14 protein-coding genes and 1 pseudogene are annotated in these 16,184 nt (G+C 53.7%); 12 read left to right on the top strand and 3 right to left on the bottom strand.

Features of this window, described 5'->3' with window-relative positions:
* The first annotated feature begins 90 nt into the window (after positions 1-90).
* Genes E1757_RS06845 through E1757_RS06860 form a run of 4 tightly spaced genes read left to right on the top strand, consistent with a single transcriptional unit; the run spans position 91 to position 2,966 of the window.
* Positions 91-813: a peptidylprolyl isomerase gene (locus E1757_RS06845; RefSeq protein ID WP_133226092.1), complete on the top strand. Its 723-nt coding sequence runs from the start codon at positions 91-93 to the stop codon at positions 811-813.
* A gap of 27 nt (positions 814-840) precedes the next feature.
* Positions 841-1,794 (top strand): ADP-ribosylglycohydrolase family protein, encoded by a 954-nt coding sequence (locus E1757_RS06850; protein WP_133226094.1) that lies wholly within the window; start codon positions 841-843, stop codon positions 1,792-1,794.
* Positions 1,787-2,461, top strand: a complete 675-nt coding sequence (locus tag E1757_RS06855; protein WP_246079049.1) for an alpha/beta hydrolase — start codon at positions 1,787-1,789, stop codon at positions 2,459-2,461. The genes E1757_RS06850 and E1757_RS06855 overlap by 8 nt, the downstream gene beginning before the upstream one ends.
* Positions 2,451-2,966 (top strand): VOC family protein, encoded by a 516-nt coding sequence (locus E1757_RS06860; protein WP_246079082.1) that lies wholly within the window; start codon positions 2,451-2,453, stop codon positions 2,964-2,966. Before E1757_RS06855 ends, E1757_RS06860 begins: the two co-directional genes overlap by 11 nt.
* Positions 2,967-3,822: 856 nt before the next feature.
* Here the strand turns inward: E1757_RS06860 and E1757_RS06865 are convergent.
* Both E1757_RS06865 and E1757_RS06870 read right to left on the bottom strand, forming a co-directional pair.
* Positions 3,823-4,692: an SDR family oxidoreductase gene (locus tag E1757_RS06865; RefSeq protein ID WP_133226096.1), complete on the bottom strand. Its 870-nt coding sequence runs from the start codon at positions 4,690-4,692 to the stop codon at positions 3,823-3,825.
* Positions 4,693-4,751: 59 nt separating this feature from the next.
* On the bottom strand, positions 4,752-5,546 hold the full coding sequence (locus tag E1757_RS06870) for a GNAT family N-acetyltransferase (protein ID WP_133226097.1): 795 nt from the start codon (positions 5,544-5,546) through the stop codon (positions 4,752-4,754).
* 257 nt (positions 5,547-5,803) lie between these two features.
* Here E1757_RS06870 and E1757_RS06875 point away from each other — a divergent pair, with 257 nt between their 5' ends.
* The 8 genes and pseudogenes from E1757_RS06875 (at position 5,804) to glnA (ending at position 15,156) form a co-directional block, all read left to right on the top strand.
* The gene (locus E1757_RS06875; RefSeq protein ID WP_133226098.1) at positions 5,804-6,469 is read left to right on the top strand and encodes an HAD family hydrolase; all 666 of its coding nucleotides are present in this window, start codon (positions 5,804-5,806) and stop codon (positions 6,467-6,469) included.
* 53 nt (positions 6,470-6,522) lie between these two features.
* Complete coding sequence (locus E1757_RS06880; RefSeq protein WP_133226100.1) at positions 6,523-8,817, top strand: OTU domain-containing protein; 2,295 nt, start codon at positions 6,523-6,525, stop codon at positions 8,815-8,817.
* A 10-nt stretch (positions 8,818-8,827) separates the two neighbouring features.
* Positions 8,828-9,425: pseudogene (locus E1757_RS06885) on the top strand (histidine phosphatase family protein).
* Positions 9,426-9,492: 67 nt separating this feature from the next.
* On the top strand, positions 9,493-10,503 hold the full coding sequence (locus tag E1757_RS06890; RefSeq protein WP_133226102.1) for an AAA family ATPase: 1,011 nt from the start codon (positions 9,493-9,495) through the stop codon (positions 10,501-10,503).
* Between the two features lie 136 nt (positions 10,504-10,639).
* Positions 10,640-11,965 (top strand): GTPase HflX, encoded by a 1,326-nt coding sequence (gene hflX / locus E1757_RS06895; RefSeq protein ID WP_133226103.1) that lies wholly within the window; start codon positions 10,640-10,642, stop codon positions 11,963-11,965.
* A complete protein-coding gene (locus E1757_RS06900) occupies positions 11,958-13,205 on the top strand; it encodes a methionine gamma-lyase family protein (protein WP_133226105.1) in 1,248 nt (415 codons plus the stop codon). Before hflX ends, E1757_RS06900 begins: the two co-directional genes overlap by 8 nt.
* A 103-nt stretch (positions 13,206-13,308) precedes the next feature.
* Positions 13,309-13,719, top strand: coding sequence for a MerR family transcriptional regulator (locus E1757_RS06905; RefSeq protein ID WP_133226106.1), 411 nt, complete (start codon positions 13,309-13,311; stop codon positions 13,717-13,719).
* 99 nt (positions 13,720-13,818) lie between these two features.
* A complete protein-coding gene (gene glnA, locus E1757_RS06910) occupies positions 13,819-15,156 on the top strand; it encodes a type I glutamate--ammonia ligase (protein WP_133226108.1) in 1,338 nt (445 codons plus the stop codon).
* A gap of 267 nt (positions 15,157-15,423) precedes the next feature.
* On the opposite strand, the gene lexA is transcribed toward glnA, so the two are convergent.
* Positions 15,424-16,047, bottom strand: coding sequence for a transcriptional repressor LexA (lexA, locus tag E1757_RS06915; protein WP_133226110.1), 624 nt, complete (start codon positions 16,045-16,047; stop codon positions 15,424-15,426).
* Between the last annotated feature and the right edge of the window lie 137 nt (positions 16,048-16,184).

The following is a 16,184-nucleotide window of genomic DNA, read 5'->3' on the forward strand; positions in this document are numbered from 1 at the left end:
CGGACGTTTTGTTATATTTTAGCCGGACGTAGTATAATATGGGATATGGCTAGTCCATAAAATACAAAAAATGGAGTTGAAGAGTGGATCATGAGAGCAACCAAAACGGCAACAATCGCGAAATGGGCAGCTATCGCCGCTGTTTGTACGCTTCTGCTTTCAGCTTGCGGAACGAAATATGCGGATAAGGGCTCGGCCTTATCCGGTCAGCAGGGCACTTCGGGGAGCGCCGGTCAGACGCCCGCAGGTCAGCCGGCGCAGCAGCCGGCAAACGATACGGCGCAACAGCCGGCCGCCCCGAAAAGCTGGAGCTCGCCGCCTGCCATGAAAATCGACGCCAACAAAACGTATCAAGCGACGGTCGCTACGACGCTGGGTACGTTCAAGATCGATTTATTCGCCAAGGATGCGCCCAAAACGGTTAACAATTTTGTGTTTTTAGCCAAAGAGGGCTTTTATAAGGATATTATTTTCCATCGCGTCATATCTACTTTTATGGTGCAAACCGGCGACCCGACGGGAACAGGGCGCGGCGGTCCGGGCTATAAATTCGAGGATGAGTTGAAAAGCCCGCATAAATACGAGCCGGGAATCGTCGCGATGGCGAATGCGGGACCGAATACGAACGGCAGCCAGTTTTTTATTTGCACGGGCGAGGACAGCGTCGGTCTGAACAAAACGCCGAACTACTCCATTTTCGGCAAAGTGTCCGAGGGGATGGATGTCGTTCTCAAAATCGCCAATACGCCTGTAAACGGCGAGTCGCCGAAAGAAAAAATATCGATACAATCGGTAACGATCAAGGAGAAGTAATCCGGTTGTCATCAGGAGGAGGTTCGCATGGCTCTTCAACTATCGGCTAAGGAAAGATACCGCGGCAGTCTGCTCGGCTTGGCGGCCGGGGATGCGGTAGGTACGACGGTGGAGTTTCAGCCGCCGGGCTCGTTTGAACCGGTTCGCGGGCTCGCGAGCGGGGGACCGTTTCAATTGGAGCCGGGACAATGGACGGACGATACTTCGATGGCGCTATGTTTGGCTGAAAGCTTGCTCGAATGCGGCAAGTTTCACCCGCTGGACCAGATGCGCCGCTATGTCAAATGGTACAGGGAAGGCTATTTGAGCAGCACCGGCGTCTGCTTCGACATCGGCAATACGGTCCGCGACGCTTTGGAGCGATTCGAGCGGACGGGCGAACCGTTCAGCGGCTCGATCAGCCGACGCGCATCGGGAAACGGCGCGCTCATGCGGCTTGCCCCGGTTCCTCTTTATTTTGCGGACAATCCGCGCGAAGCGATGATCCGGTCCGGTGACAGCTCGCTCACTACGCACGGATCAATCTTGAGCGTGGACGCCTGCCGCTATTACGGAGGGCTGATCATTGGCGCACTGCAGGGCTCGACCAAAGAGCAGCTGCTGGCCGAACGCTTTTCGCCGTCCGCAGCCTTCTGGGAAAAGCACGTGCTGGTTTCCGAAGTCGAGGAGGTTGCCCGCGGGTCGTTCAAACGGCTGCAGCCGCCGGACATTAAAGGCTCCGGCTATGTGGTTCAAGCGCTGGAAGCGGCGCTGTGGGCGTTTTACCGGAGCTCCGACTTTGAAGAAGGCTGCCTGCTGGCCGCTAATTTGGGCGATGACGCCGATACGACGGCAGCGATCTACGGACAGTTGGCCGGAGCCTATTACGGAGTGAACGCCATTCCCCAGCATTGGTTGGCCGCTCTATCGCTGCGGAGTTATCTGGAAGAAACGGCTGACCGGCTGCTGCAGGCGGCCGGAGAGGTGACGCGCTGTGGATGAACGACATTGCTTGATGCTTCACGGCTTTACCGGAGGGCCTTACGAGCTGACTCCACTCGCAGAGCATTTATCCAAACGCGGCACCGTCTGTCACGTTCCCGAGCTGCCGGGACATGATCCCGAGCTGCTGACGTTGGGGCAGGTTCAATGGGACGACTGGCTGAGCGCGGCTTCGGAGGCTGCTGACGACTTGACCCGACGTTACGGCGCAATCGATCTGATCGGCTTCTCGATGGGAGGACTACTGTCCGCGTACATAGCGAACCGGTTTCCGGTACGCAAGCTTGTGCTGCTGAATGCGGCCGTTTATTATCCGAGTCCGCTGCGGCTCATCAAGGACGTCGCGCGAAGAGCGCGCAGCAACGATTGGTATAAATGGAACGGTAAAATGAAGAAGACGCCGTGGAAAGCGACCTTGCAATTTATCGCTCTCAACAAACGGATGCGCCATGAGATTCCGCACGTTACCGTACCCACATATATTGCGCAGGGGGAACAGGATCATATTATACACCCCAAGAGCGCCCGGTTCCTGTACAGCCAGCTCCGGGGGGAGAAGGAGCTTCACCTTTTCCGTGACACGCGGCATATGATCTGTCTGGAGGCGGAGGCGCCCGAGCTGTTTGACTCGGTGGAGCGCTTCTTATACAAGCATGATGAACGTTAGCGGATTTAATCATTTGACGCTGCGCGTAACCAGCTTGAACCGCTCGTTGCCGTTCTATACGGACATTTTGGGCATGACGCTGGTACACCGGGGAAGGACGGACAGTTATTTGGAATGGGGGTCGGCTTGGATCTGTTTGCTGGAACGGTCCGCTGCTCCGTCCGCAGCCGCTTTGGCGGCATCGAATTCATCTGATGACGCGGCAAACTCCGCCTTGAGCTCGCCGCATTCCGGCTCCGGCGGCGAGAATGCTGAAACCGGGGTATACGGTTCCGGTCATGACGCTGCGGCGGCAGACGGTCCGGGCCTGGATCATGCTGCCTTTACCATCGCCTATGCGGATTTTTCGGATGCCGTGGAAAGGCTGAAGCAGTTCCAAGTGCCGATCGTGCGCGGGCCCGTCTTACGCGGGGGAGGCTGGAGCGTGAATTTTTTGGACCCGGACGGCATCCAGCTGGAGCTGTTCACGGGAACTCTTGCCGAGCGCATGAAAGACTGGCGGTAAGCTGATTGCAGCTCGGGCATATAGACGCTAAACGGGAAAAAGGGGCTGTCCCAATAGCCGATTTTCGTATTTTTCCTGCCTCCCACTCTTGACATGAATCTACATGCAAAAAGACGCTTCCATCCCACTTGTATAGTGATTTTGGAGGCGTCTTTGTACATTGAATCGAAAGTATAAGTTTCTCATACTTGGCTTCTCACAACCTTGACAAACGCGCTCGTCCCTTAAGGGATGGCGAAGCCGTTTATCCTTGATTGTTTGGAACTGGCTCATTCGCTGATATCCTTTTGGGACAATCCCTTTTTTTTAACATGTATGAATGTGTAAAGCTGTTACAGAATTAAGTCATAAAATACTTTGGTACGGAAGCTCAAAACACTGAGGTACACCGCCGATTCGCGGCGCAACGAACTCAGATGCCGCTTGTTCGAACCAGGGAGTAATGGGCCCAGATGCCGCTCGATTCGAAATAGGGCGTAACGGACATAAGCGACGTTATTCACCTTGATTTCGGGCTTTTTAAATTTTAACGGACCGGAGAGCCTTATGATGGCGCGCGGGAAGTTCATTTGCCCCATTTGCTGCGGAATAGAGTCTCCCGGGTCCGTTATATTTGAAAGTTATTCGTTTGACTGCAGTTAAGGGCTCATAATGTCCGTTAGAGCTACATGGTGGCGTTCGATGGACTGGACGACATTGTCAGGCCGGTTTCTTATTGTCAAGAATTGCTGTGCAACTCATTTCTGTGGATAACCGGGGGCTCTCCTAAAAGTAATCGGACCCTATTTCCTCTCTGCGGTGCCGCGCAGCGTCATCGCCCCCGATTTTCGCGGCGACAAATTGCAGTCGATAAGGATTAACCGTTGACAATGACGCCCCCGTTGATATGAATGATTTGACCGGTCATATAGGAGGAATCGCCGCAGGCGAGGAATACATAACCCGGCGCCAGCTCCTCCGGCTGCCCGGCCCGCTTCATCGGCACATCGCCGCCGAATTTGGCGACCTTTTGCTCGTCGAAGGTCGAAGGGATGAGCGGCGTCCAGATCGGGCCCGGAGCTACGCCGTTTACGCGAATGCCCTGCGCAACAAGCGATTGCGACAGCGAGCGCGTAAAAGAAACGACGGCGCCCTTGGTCGCCGAATAATCGAGCAGCTGCTCGCTGCCTTCATAGGCGGTGATGGATGCCGTATTAATGATCGCACTGCCCAGCTTCAATTGGGGGAGCGCCGCTTTCGTCAAATAAAACATCGCGAAAATGTTCGTGCGGAACGTTCGTTCCAGCTGTTCGGCAGTGATATCCTCCAATGATTTTTGCGGATGCTGCTCTCCCGCATTGTTGACGAGAATATCCAGCTTGCCGAACTGCTTCACGGTTTCTTCCACAACCTGCCTGCAAAACGACTCCGAACCGAGATCGCCGGCAACGGTCACGCATTTGCGGCCTTCCTCTTCGACTTGACGCTTCGTATCCTCCGCATCCCGATGCTCGTTTAAATATACGATGACGACGTCCGCACCTTCTTTGGCATAAGTTACAGCCACGGCTCTGCCGATTCCGCTGTCGCCTCCCGTAATGATGGCTACCTTGTCTTTTAGTTTGCCTGCCGGCTTATAACGTCCGTCCTCGAAGGCAGGCAGCGGATTCATTTGCGATTCGATCCCCGGCTTCTGCGCCTGATGCTGCGGCGGAAACGTTTGGGGCGTAAGGGTCGTTGGGCTCATTCATAATCGCTCCTTTTGAGGAAAATGTTTCGTTCCCCAATAGGATGCGACAAGGGCCATTAAATATTCTTGCAGCGGTAATGGTAACGGTACAGCCTCGTATACCCGGCTTTGGCATATAACCTGAGCGCAGCCTCATTGTCATCCGCCACCTGCAAATACAGCCCCTCCGCACCGCTGCACCGGCTCCATACGGCCATTTCGTTCAGCAGCCTCCGGCCGATGCCTTGACCGCGCAGCGAAGCGTCGACGGCAATATTAATAAATCCGGCCCAGCCTTCTTCGACGACGGAGGTGCCGACAGCGGCGCTGCGCCCATCCAGCTCCAGCATGAAAAATCCGGCCAAGGGGGTAAGCTGCGCGAACAGCTGGCGGTAAAATGCGCGGCGTTCCTCGCCGAATCCTTCCATCCGCAAAAAGCTGGACAACCACGCCTCATCATATTGCGGACGGACGGTTACCCGAAAAGGATGTGCATCGTCCGTGCCGGTATTCGCGACGACCGTATCGGTCCGGGCGACCAGAACGGAACAAGGCACCTCTTTTGCATAGCCGTTCGCGGCTAACGCCTCGTCCAACGCCCTCGGCGAGGCGTCGCTAATGTGAAACAGGACAGGCTGCTCGCGTTCACGGTAATATTGCTCCGCCTCGGCAAGCCAGTCTCCGTCCGGGAACGATGGGCCTGCAGCCGTCCATACGCTGTTGGCCCGCTTGGTAATGCCGCCGGAGACCCGATACATCCAGGGGCCGGAGACAACAGTCGAAGAGGCCGGCCATGTATGCAGAGCAAGGCGCTCGAGTTGAATAATGAGCTCGGCTGCCGATACCGCGGCGAAGGGGAGATTGACATTCATAAGGGGACACCTTCCATTTCATTAATGATGAAATTATGATTTATAAATTTGAATAAATATACATTATAATGCATTAAAATACAATTCTTTTATCAAAATTTACCTTTTCCTTATATTTTCCTGACAGCCGATCCGTTTTTCAAATAAGTGTTCCTTTTTCTGCGATCCCGTTGTACCATTTTATGGTAGGCATTTTATATAAGTTTTGCCGAAGCTTTAGAGAGACTTGCGATTAATACGTTGGGGGTGTACTGGAATTGATCAAAGCGATTGTTTTTGATTTTGACGGATTAATCATCGATACGGAAACGCCGGAGTACGAGTCGTTTCGTGCGATGTATGCGGATTACGGCATGGAGCTGACGTTGGACGTATGGGGGCAATGTGTAGGAACGGACGGCTCCTTATTCGAACCGTATACGCATTTGGAGCAGTGTCTCGGGTCTCCCTACGACCGTGAAGCGGCCCGCAGCCTGCGCAGGCTGCGATATGCCGAGCGTATGCGCGAAGTACAGCCGAGGCCCGGAGTTACGGATTATTTAAAGGAAGCACAGACGCTCGGCTTACAGATCGGGCTGGCGTCCAGCTCGTCGCAGGCATGGGTAACCGGATACTTGAAGCAATACGGCCTGCTTGATTATTTCAAATGTATCCGGACGAAGGAGCATGTAGCCAAGGTGAAGCCGGATCCTGCTCTTTATATACAGGCATTATCGTGTTTGGGGGTACAGCCGGAGGAGGCGGTAGCGTTCGAGGATTCGCCCAACGGATCGCTGGCCGCCAAAACAGCCGGCATGTACTGCGTCATCGTACCGAACGACGTCACTGCGACGCTTGTCTTCGGAGAGCATGACCTGCGGCTGTCCGCCATGAGCGATATGCCGTTGTCAGAAACGATTGCCAAAGCTGCCCGACTTGGCTGATGGATCCGGATTGCCGAAAATCCGAAATTTTGATGTCGAAAGAGGGGGTTTTAGTGTCCAGATCAGCACCAGAGCCGTCACATAAATCTGTCCCCAAACAGACCTGGCCCGGCGGTGCCGCCAGGTCAAACGCCGGCGCAGGGCAGTCGGACATCACCGCTGCAGCGGCGGGAGCGGGAGGCGGATTCTCCCCTCATATGGGTATACAGCTTCAGCGTACAATCGGCAATCGCGCGGCGGCCAAGCTGCTGCAGAGCCGGCCTGTGTCCGTGTCGCTTCATGCCGGCGGCAATTCGCCGATCCGGCGGATGCCGATCGTCAAGGATAACGTCCATCGAAGAGCAAATGAAAAGGATAGCCCGGAGAGCATTATCGAGACGTCCAAGCTGAGCCTTTCCGAGCGCAATGCGCTTGTAATCGATCTGCAGTCCGAAGGAAACGAAGCGCTGTTGGATGCTATTTTGAAGGAATGGGGAGCGGCTCCCATTAAAGATGAGGACAAACTCGAACATTTGTTCGAATTGAGCGCGCAAATCGCGAAGCTGCGGGACAAAACTCCGGACAGCTACAGCGAGGAAGACAGCGCCGGTCTTAAAAAAATCGAGCTGGAGCTGGCCGAAGCCCAATCGGTCATGGATCAAAACGGTAATAATCCGTCCGTGCAAATTTACCGCGACGTCATTTTCTCGCTCACACGCGAATTGGCCAAGCTGGGTGGAAAAGGTGCGGAACAGCACGCGCCTGCCGAATTGAATATGCAGGTAAGTCCTGGCGACCGCCAGGGCTACCGCGACGACATGAAGCGGATGGGCACCTGGGCAGGCGAGGCGGAAGCGGAGAAGATGGCCGAAATTATGCATATAAACGCTCCCATATTTGTGATCAGTAAAGGAACGTTTCGTCTGGTGACGCAGGTCGGCGCCGCGTATAAAGGGGTCGGCAGCCTCGCGCTCGTTCACTTGGGCAACCATTACGAGGTGGTCCGCGGCGTACAGGACGGAACGAAAAAAGGGGGAGAGTCCGAGTGGCTCAAGACGTCGAAATCAGGCGACTGTTTGTTCGAGTCGATGCTGCTGATTCACCATAACGGGGTTCGAAAGAGCGAAGAGAAGCTGCAAAAGGGTATTCAGGGGATGCGCAAGCTGGTCGCTGACGGACTGTCGGACGACGCCATTGACGAAAGCATTCAGGAGCTGCTTGTCTTCGGCGACTCGGCCGGAGCCGGACCGAATACGAGCAAGCTCGTTTCCGGGCGTCGGGCCGAAGCGGACCAGAAGAAACAGGAAGCGCGCAGACAGAAAATCAGGGAGCAAAACGAAGCGAATGTGAGGAAGGTCGACGAGAGCTTTATAAATGAACGTGAATCCGAGCTTGCCGAGCTGGAAACTCTGGATACTTTCGGGATCGGCAAAGCGAAGAAAAGCTATCTCAAAATGCGCGAAAATGATCCGACTTCGCAAGCCACCTTCAAAGCTCTGCGGGAGCTGGGCCAGCTGCTTCGGGAGGCGAAGCTGGCGTTGCGCAGGCAGCGCGGGGATTTCGATCTCGATTTCAGCCAATATGAAGCGGATGAGAGCAGCGAGAAACCCGCCAAGCGCTCGGACGAAACGTTCGACAGGCCGAAGAATCTCGCCGAGCGGCTGGAACTGGAAGCAAAAGCCCGCCAGGATACGCTGGCCCGCGACGATATCAAATATGCGGGCTCCAAAAATAACGGCAAGCAATATGTCATTACGGTCAACGGCGTCAATGACGAATTTGTGCTGGACAAGCTAGGTCAGCTCGTCCGGAGGTTTACGCGTCGTAATGTTTCCAGCCACAACCGGGATGAAATAAAGGGGGATAAGCACGATGAGGAACGCGGAATGTATCCTTCCAATCTTAGTCCTTTTCCGCGAGCCAGAGACAAGCAGCAGGCGCGCGGCACAGGCAGCAACAAGATCAAAAACGAGAGCCCGGAAATGCATCATGTGCAGGGCCACAAGCCGTCCGATTATTTATCGGTCACGGCCGACACCGGCAATGCCAAGAACCCGCAGGGGAAGGAATTCGATGCGCTCGCCACGTATTTGATCGATCTGTCGTATATCGATCCCGAAAATATTTCCGCTATTTACACGTCGCTCGGCATGCGTTATTTTATGCTCGATGTGTTCGAGGGCGATCGTAAAGACGCCGTCGGCAAAGCGGAGCAGGAGCAGAAAAAGTCCGGGCCGTCCTCGCAAAAAATGGCCAAGGATCATAAGGAACTGTCGGAGAAGGAATGGCAGGCTTTGCTCGACGTCATTCGCACGAAGGAAGTGCTCGTCGAGGGGATGATACCGGAGGATGCGCTGACCAAATTATAGCGATACATAAATGATATGGAAGGGCAGGTTGACCCGAGCTGTGCAAAACGTATATGTAATCCGTCATTGCCGGGCGGAAGGCCAGGCGGCTGACGCCGCATTAACCGCGGAAGGCCGACAACAGGCGGACATGCTTGCGGACGAGCTAAGCCGTTATCCGATTCGATATATCGTATCCAGTCCGTTTGTGCGCGCAGCAGACGATTGTGCCGTTTGCGGCAGCCGCCAAGCTGTACGTTCATACAGACGACAGACTGTCGGAGCGGGTTTTGAGCGCGAAGCCGATGGAGGATTGGCTGACCTGTCTGGAACGGACGTTTGCCGATCCGGAGCTTTGCTATCCGGGGGGAGAGTCAAGCTTAACCGCCGCCAATCGTGCCGTTTCGGCGATCCATAATCTGCTGGCGCTGGGGCATTCCGGTTATGCGGCCGTGACGCACGGCAATCTCATGGCGCTCCTGTTGAACCGTTTTGAACCCGGTTTCGGCTTTGACGAGTGGAAGCGTTTGTCCAATCCGGATGTGTACAGGCTGCGTTTCCTCGGGGGATGTTTTCAATCGATGGAACGGATTTGGAACGGCATGAATGGAGCCCATCGCCGCATATGATGGATTAATGGGTTGCCAACTGACTGCGCAATCGCTTCGTGTAACAGTTGCAACGGAGGTGAAGAGCATGAGTGATCCGATGTTTGGCACGGAAAACCGTAAAATAACGCAAAAAGATCATCAAATCAGCGTTGTATTTCGAACCCAGGATGCAGCTGCCAAGCCGTTGCCGGAAGAAGCGAAAATGAAATTCACCCATAACCAGGCGTTTTCGGATATTTTCAAGGAATTGGACAGCATGATCGGTTTGGAAGAAATTAAAGAGCTCGTCTTTCAAATTTATGCGATGCTGCAGGTGAAGCAATTTCGCGAGGAGGCCGGATTGCAGGGAGGTTCGCATGTTTTTCACATGATTTTCAAAGGAAATCCGGGTACCGGCAAAACGACCGTGGCGCGGATTATCGCCAAGCTTCTCAAATCGATGGGCATCCTGAGCAAAGGGCATTTAATCGAAGTGGAGCGGGCGGATTTGGTAGGCGAATATATCGGGCATACGGCGTTAAAAACGCGGGAAATGATGAAGAAGGCGATGGGCGGCATTTTATTCGTCGACGAGGCGTACAGCCTTGCGAGAGGCGGGGAGAAAGATTTCGGGAAAGAATGCATCGACTGCCTCGTCAAAGGAATGGAGGATTACAAGCACGACTTTATTTTAATTCTTGCGGGATATACGGATGAAATCGAGAACTTTCTGATGACGAACCCGGGTCTTCCGTCGCGTTTCCCGATCCAGGTTCATTTTCCGGACTATTCGATCGAGCAGCTGCTGCAAATTTCCGAAAAAATGCTGAATGAACGCGAATATTCGTTTTTGCCTGAAACGTTAAGGAAGCTTAAGGAGCATCTTCATTACGAAAAAGCGAACAGCTATCATTTCAGCAATGCCCGATATGTCCGCAACGTGATTGAGAAGGCGATCCGGCACCAGGCAGTCAGACTGCTGAATCGCCATGTTTCGAAGCCGAGCAGGACGGAGCTGATGAGCATTTATCCGGAAGATATTCAATTCGACAAGAGCAAGGACAATTCGTTTGCGCGGTCCGATTTTATGAATATGAGGATGATGGACTCGTCGTGATTACCTGCTGTCGGCACTTTCAATTGCATGGAAAGAATGTGTATGAAAAATGCAATAAGTTGTAATTGCTAATAGGGACGTTTACAATAACTGTGAATGTCTCTTTTTGTTGTTTCTGAAAGGATAGGTGAAGCATATGAAACCAACGACGCATGCCATTGAACATGAACAGCCCCGGGCTGTATTGATGAGTCTGGTTACGCCCCAGCAAAAAAAGCAGGAGGCTTACGATGCGGAGTATTCGTTGTCCGAGCTGGTGAGTCTGGCCGAAACCGCCGGTGTCGAGGTGCTGGCGACGATGACCCAGAACAAGGAATCCATCGATTCCAAATGGTTCGTCGGCAAAGGCAAGGCCGAGGAGCTGAGGCTGCTCATCGACGAGCATCAGGCGAATACCGCCATTTTCGATCAGGAATTGTCCGGTGCGCAGGTGCGCAATCTCGAGCAGTTTCTCGATGTAAAAATTATTGACAGGACGCAGCTTATATTGGATATTTTTGCCCAACGCGCCAAAACGCGGGAAGGGATTATCCAGGTCGAGCTGGCGCAGCTCAGCTACCTGCTGCCGCGGCTGTCGGGCCAAGGAAGCAATCTGTCCAGACTGGGAGGCGGTATCGGTACGCGCGGCCCTGGGGAATCGAAGCTGGAAACCGACCGCAGACATATCCGCGACCGGATCAGCGAATTGAAGCGCCAGCTGCAGGAGGTCGTGAAGCACCGGACGCTGCACCGTGAGCGCAGGAAGAAAACGGGTGTGTTCCAGGTCGCGCTGGTCGGCTATACGAATGCCGGCAAGTCTACGCTGCTGCGGCAGCTGACTCATGCGGACGTCTACGTTGAAAATCAGCTGTTTGCTACGCTCGATCCGACTTCGAGAAATTTGGAGCTTCCGGGCGGCAAAGAAATTGTGCTGACCGATACGGTCGGGTTTATTCAAAATTTGCCTCACGATCTGGTCGCCGCGTTCCGTGCTACGCTGGAGGAGGCATGCGAAGCGGATCTCATATTGCATGTTGTCGACAGCTCGTCCGAGATGATGTCGACCCAAATGATCGTCGTCGAGCAGGTGCTTCAGGAGCTGGGGGCTCATCAGACGGAGCAAATTACGCTGTTTAACAAAATCGATCAGTGCTCCCCGGAGCAGACGGAAATGCTGACGACGGACGGCGAATTTTTGCGCATTTCGGCTTATCGTCAGGACGATTTGGAGAAAGTGTGCGGCGCCATTGAGAGCAAGCTGATGGGCGATTGCAAAACGTTCCGGATTCCGGCGGATAAAGGCGACGTCATCTCGCTCGTTTACCGGGTCGGGGAAGTGCTGGACAACGAAGTGGAAGGCAGCGACATGCTGTTTCAAGTAAGGTTAAATAACAAGGAATACGGCAAGCTGGGCTATTTGCTCGCAGCCTATGCGACGGATGCTCAGGCACATCAAGAGGGAGAGAGCACCGGGCATGTTTAATGAGCGCATTACGGCATGGATGGACAATGCCGAACGGACGATCGAGGGAAGAACGAAAGAGCTGGACCGGATTGTCGACCGGAATCAATGGAAAGTCATTCGCGCTTTTCAAAAGCATAAAGTTAGCGATTATCATTTTTCCGGATCGACCGGCTACGGCTACAATGACCGCGGCCGCGAAGTGCTGGACCTGGTATACGCCGACGTATTCGGAGCAGAGGCCGCCTTGGTGCGGCCGCATTTTGTGTCGGGGACCCATACGATCGGCACCGCCTTGTTCGGGGTGCTGAGACCGGGTGACGAGCTGCTGATGATTACCGGCAGGCCTTACGATACGCTGCATAAAGTGATCGGAAAGCCCGGAGATGGCAGCGGCTCGCTTCAGGATTGGGGCATCTCGTATAACGAGGTGCCGCTGCTGCCGGACGGACGGCCCGATTACGATGCGATCCGCAGCCGTTTGTCGGCGCGGACCAAGGTTGTCGGCATCCAGCGCTCGCGCGGCTACGCATGGCGGCCGTCCTTTACCGTCGCGCAGATCGGCGAAATGGTCCGCTTCGTGAAAGAACTATATCCTGACGTCATCGTCTTCGTCGATAATTGCTATGGAGAATTTACCGAGCTGCAGGAGCCGACCGAAGCTGGCGCGGATCTGATTGCCGGCTCGCTGATCAAAAATCCGGGCGGCGGGCTCGCCGCAACCGGAGGATACATCGCCGGTAAAAGCAAATATGTGGAGCTCGCCTCTTACCGGCTGACCGCCCCGGGGATCGGCGGAGAGGTCGGGGCGATGCTTGGAACTGTCCGGTCGATTTATCAAGGGTTGTTTTTGGCCCCGATGCTGGTCGGACAAGCGGTGAAAGGATCGATATTCGCGGCGGCCGTCTTCGAGCAGCTCGGCTTCGTGACGCATCCGCACTGGAGCGATCCGCGGACCGATTTAATTCAGGCGATTCAATTTACGAGCGACAAGCATTTGATCGCGTTCGTCCAGGGGATTCAGCAAGCATCCGCCGTTGACGCCCATGTCATCCCCGAGCCTTGGGACATGCCAGGCTACGAGCATCCGGTCATTATGGCCGCCGGCACCTTCATTCAAGGCGGGAGCCTGGAGCTGTCCGCCGACGCGCCGATCCGCGAGCCCTACATCGCCTATATGCAGGGCGGGTTAACTTATTCGCATTGCAAGCTGGGCGTGCTGACGGCACTAAGCAACATGATGGACCGCGGCCTTTTGTAAAATATGCTCACATGAAACATCTTGCATGAACCTAACATAACTTGACACGTTTATGTAGGAAGGTTACAATGAAGGTAGCTTTTCAGATTAGAGGTGATGAGTTGTGACGGACGATATACGTCGTAATATGGCGCTTTTCCCGATTGGCATTGTAATGAAGCTTACAGATTTAACGGCAAGGCAAATCAGGTATTATGAACAGCATGAGCTTATCATACCGGCAAGAACTGGCGGGAATCAACGTTTGTACTCGTTCAATGACGTTGAGCGGCTGCTTGAAATCAAGGACCTCATTGAAAAAGGAGTCAACATTGCCGGCATTAAGCAGGTGCTCCTTCCGGTGTCCAAAGATTCCGAGGACGCGACCATTCTCAACGAGCAAACGGAAGTCAAACGCAGGGAGCTTTCCGACTCCCAGCTTCACCGCATGCTGAAGCAACAGCTGTTGGGCGGCGGCAAGCGGGGTCAAGTTTCATTGATTCAAGGCGAGCTTTCGAGGTTTTTCAAAAAGTAACAGGCGTCGCCCTTGCCCTAAGGGCATGTCCGCTCTAGAGCCGATTTACCAACACGCGCTGTTAAGATGCTGCAAATTTTATAAGGAGGAGATTTCACAGTGACGGACAAGAATTACAAAAAAGAGGATATTTTGCGCATTGCGAAGGAAGAAAATGTGCGGTTTATCCGCCTTCAGTTTACCGATCTGCTCGGAACGATCAAGAATGTGGAAATTCCTGTAAGTCAATTGGAGAAGGCGCTTGACAACAAAATGATGTTTGACGGTTCCTCGATCGAAGGCTATGTACGCATCGAAGAATCCGATATGTATTTATATCCGGATTTGAGCACCTGGGTCGTGTTTCCGTGGGTCGTGGAAGACCGCATTGCCCGGTTGATTTGCGATATTTATTTGCCGGACGGAAGACCGTTTCCAGGGGATCCTCGCGGGATCTTGAAAACGGTTTTAAAGGAAGCCGACGAAATGGGCTTTACCGCGATGAATGTCGGGCCGGAGCCGGAGTTTTTCCTGTTCAAAACCGACGATAAAGGCAATGCATCCATGGAGCTTAACGATCAGGGCGGTTATTTTGACCTGGCGCCTATGGATTTGGGGGAAAACTGCCGTCGCGAGATCGTGTTGACACTGGAGGAAATGGGCTTTGAAATCGAAGCCTCCCACCATGAGGTTGCCCCGGGCCAGCATGAAATCGACTTCAAATATGAAAATGCAATCAAAGCCGCCGACCAGATTCAGACGTTTAAGCTCGTCGTTAAAACGGTTGCCAGACAGCACGGTCTGCATGCCACGTTTATGCCGAAGCCGCTGTTCGGTGTGAACGGATCCGGCATGCACTGCCACCAGTCGCTGTTCAGAGGCAAGGCGAACGCGTTTTATGACGAGAACGACAAGCTGGGCTTAAGCGCGGAAGCAAGACAATATATGGCGGGCATTTTGCGCCACGCCCGGGCTTTTGCGGCCATTACGAACCCGACGGTCAACTCCTACAAGCGTCTTGTGCCCGGCTATGAAGCGCCTTGCTATGTTGCATGGTCTGCCAGCAACCGCAGTCCGATGATCCGGATTCCGGCATCCCGCGGTTTGAGCACGCGCGTCGAGGTACGCAACCCCGATCCTGCAGCCAATCCGTACCTGGCGTTGGCGGTCATGCTGAAAGCCGGATTGGACGGCATCAAGCATAAAATGCAGCTGCCTCCGCCGGTTGACCGCAACATTTACGTTATGACCGAGGACGAGCGCGAGGATCAAGGGATTCCAAGCCTTCCCGTCAATTTGAAATCGGCGATCGACGAGCTGCTTCGCGACGATGTCATTTGCGACGCGCTGGGCGATCATGCGCTGGCTCATTTCGTCGAGCTGAAAGAAATCGAATGGGATATTTACCGCACGCAAGTTCACGATTGGGAGCGGGAGCAATATTTGACGCTTTATTAACATTCGATGATCGGATTGTAATAAATCCGAAAGCCCCTTGAATATGTAACGGAACGTTTGTTCCTGCATATTCGGGGGCTTTTTTAGTTGAAAGTATAAGATATTAGACTTAGCTTCGCACAACCTTGACAAACACGCTCGTCCCGAGGGACGGCGGAGCCGTTTATCCTTGATTGTTGCAAAGCAAACTGAAAAACCAAGAGTCGGCGACGGTACCGATTTCTTGGCTTTTATTGTTTCAGGTATTTAAATATAGCGATCCGTCAATTAATGGATATCGCGGAATACACCGACGACTCTGCCAAGAATGGTAACCTGCTTGAGCCGGATCGGGTCCATGGTCGTATTCTCGGGCTGCAGCCGGATATGGTCTTTCTCCTTGTAAAAGCGCTTGACGGTAGCTTCGTCATCCTCTGTCATGGCGACGACGATGTCCCCGTTGTTGGCCGTTGGCTGCTGCCTCACGATTACATAGTCGCCGTTGCGGATGCCGGCGTCGATCATGCTCTCGCCGATAACGCTAAGCATAAATACATTATCGTCGCCGACGTAGTGGCTCGGCAGCGGGAAGTAATCCTCGATGTTCTCCGTGGCTGTTATAGGTACGCCGGCCGTTACCCGTCCGATTAACGGAACGCGGGTGACCGTGAGCGCGAACTGGCTTCCTTCTGCAGAGGAACCGTCGGTAATTTCAATCGCTCTCGGTTTCGTCGGGTCGCGGCGGATGAGCCCTTTCTTCTCCAGTCGTTCCAAATGTCCGTGAACTGTAGAGCTGGACGCCAAACCGACTGCCTCGCCAATCTCGCGAACGGATGGGGGATATCCTTTGTCTTTTACTTCGTTCTTGATAAAATCCAATATCGCCGTCTGACGATTGGAAAGCTTGCTCATCAGTATCACTCCCACATGGGTAATTATTGAAAAAAGTATAACACAGAACCGGAGTTCGTACAAACATAAGTTCGAAAAAACGATTGACACAAACAGATGTTCGTGTTAAATTAAAAACAAGAACAAATGTTTGGGAG

The organism is Paenibacillus piri (genome assembly GCF_004354045.1).
Taxonomy (GTDB): Bacteria; Bacillota; Bacilli; order Paenibacillales; family NBRC-103111; genus Paenibacillus_S; species Paenibacillus_S piri.

Bases quoted from the DNA above. Each gene is read 5' to 3' on its own strand.
- E1757_RS06845 (WP_133226092.1), top strand. From the start codon at position 91: ATGAGAGCAACCAAAACGGCAACAATCGCGAAATGGGCAGCTATCGCC.
- E1757_RS06860 (WP_246079082.1), top strand. From the start codon at position 2,451: ATGAACGTTAGCGGATTTAATCATTTGACGCTGCGCGTAACCAGCTTG.
- E1757_RS06865 (WP_133226096.1), bottom strand. From the start codon at position 4,692: ATGAGCCCAACGACCCTTACGCCCCAAACGTTTCCGCCGCAGCATCAG.
- E1757_RS06870 (WP_133226097.1), bottom strand. From the start codon at position 5,546: ATGAATGTCAATCTCCCCTTCGCCGCGGTATCGGCAGCCGAGCTCATT.
- E1757_RS06900 (WP_133226105.1), top strand. From the start codon at position 11,958: ATGTTTAATGAGCGCATTACGGCATGGATGGACAATGCCGAACGGACG.
- hflX (WP_133226103.1), top strand. From the start codon at position 10,640: ATGAAACCAACGACGCATGCCATTGAACATGAACAGCCCCGGGCTGTA.
- lexA (WP_133226110.1), bottom strand. From the start codon at position 16,047: ATGAGCAAGCTTTCCAATCGTCAGACGGCGATATTGGATTTTATCAAG.
- E1757_RS06890 (WP_133226102.1), top strand. From the start codon at position 9,493: ATGAGTGATCCGATGTTTGGCACGGAAAACCGTAAAATAACGCAAAAA.
- E1757_RS06850 (WP_133226094.1), top strand. From the start codon at position 841: ATGGCTCTTCAACTATCGGCTAAGGAAAGATACCGCGGCAGTCTGCTC.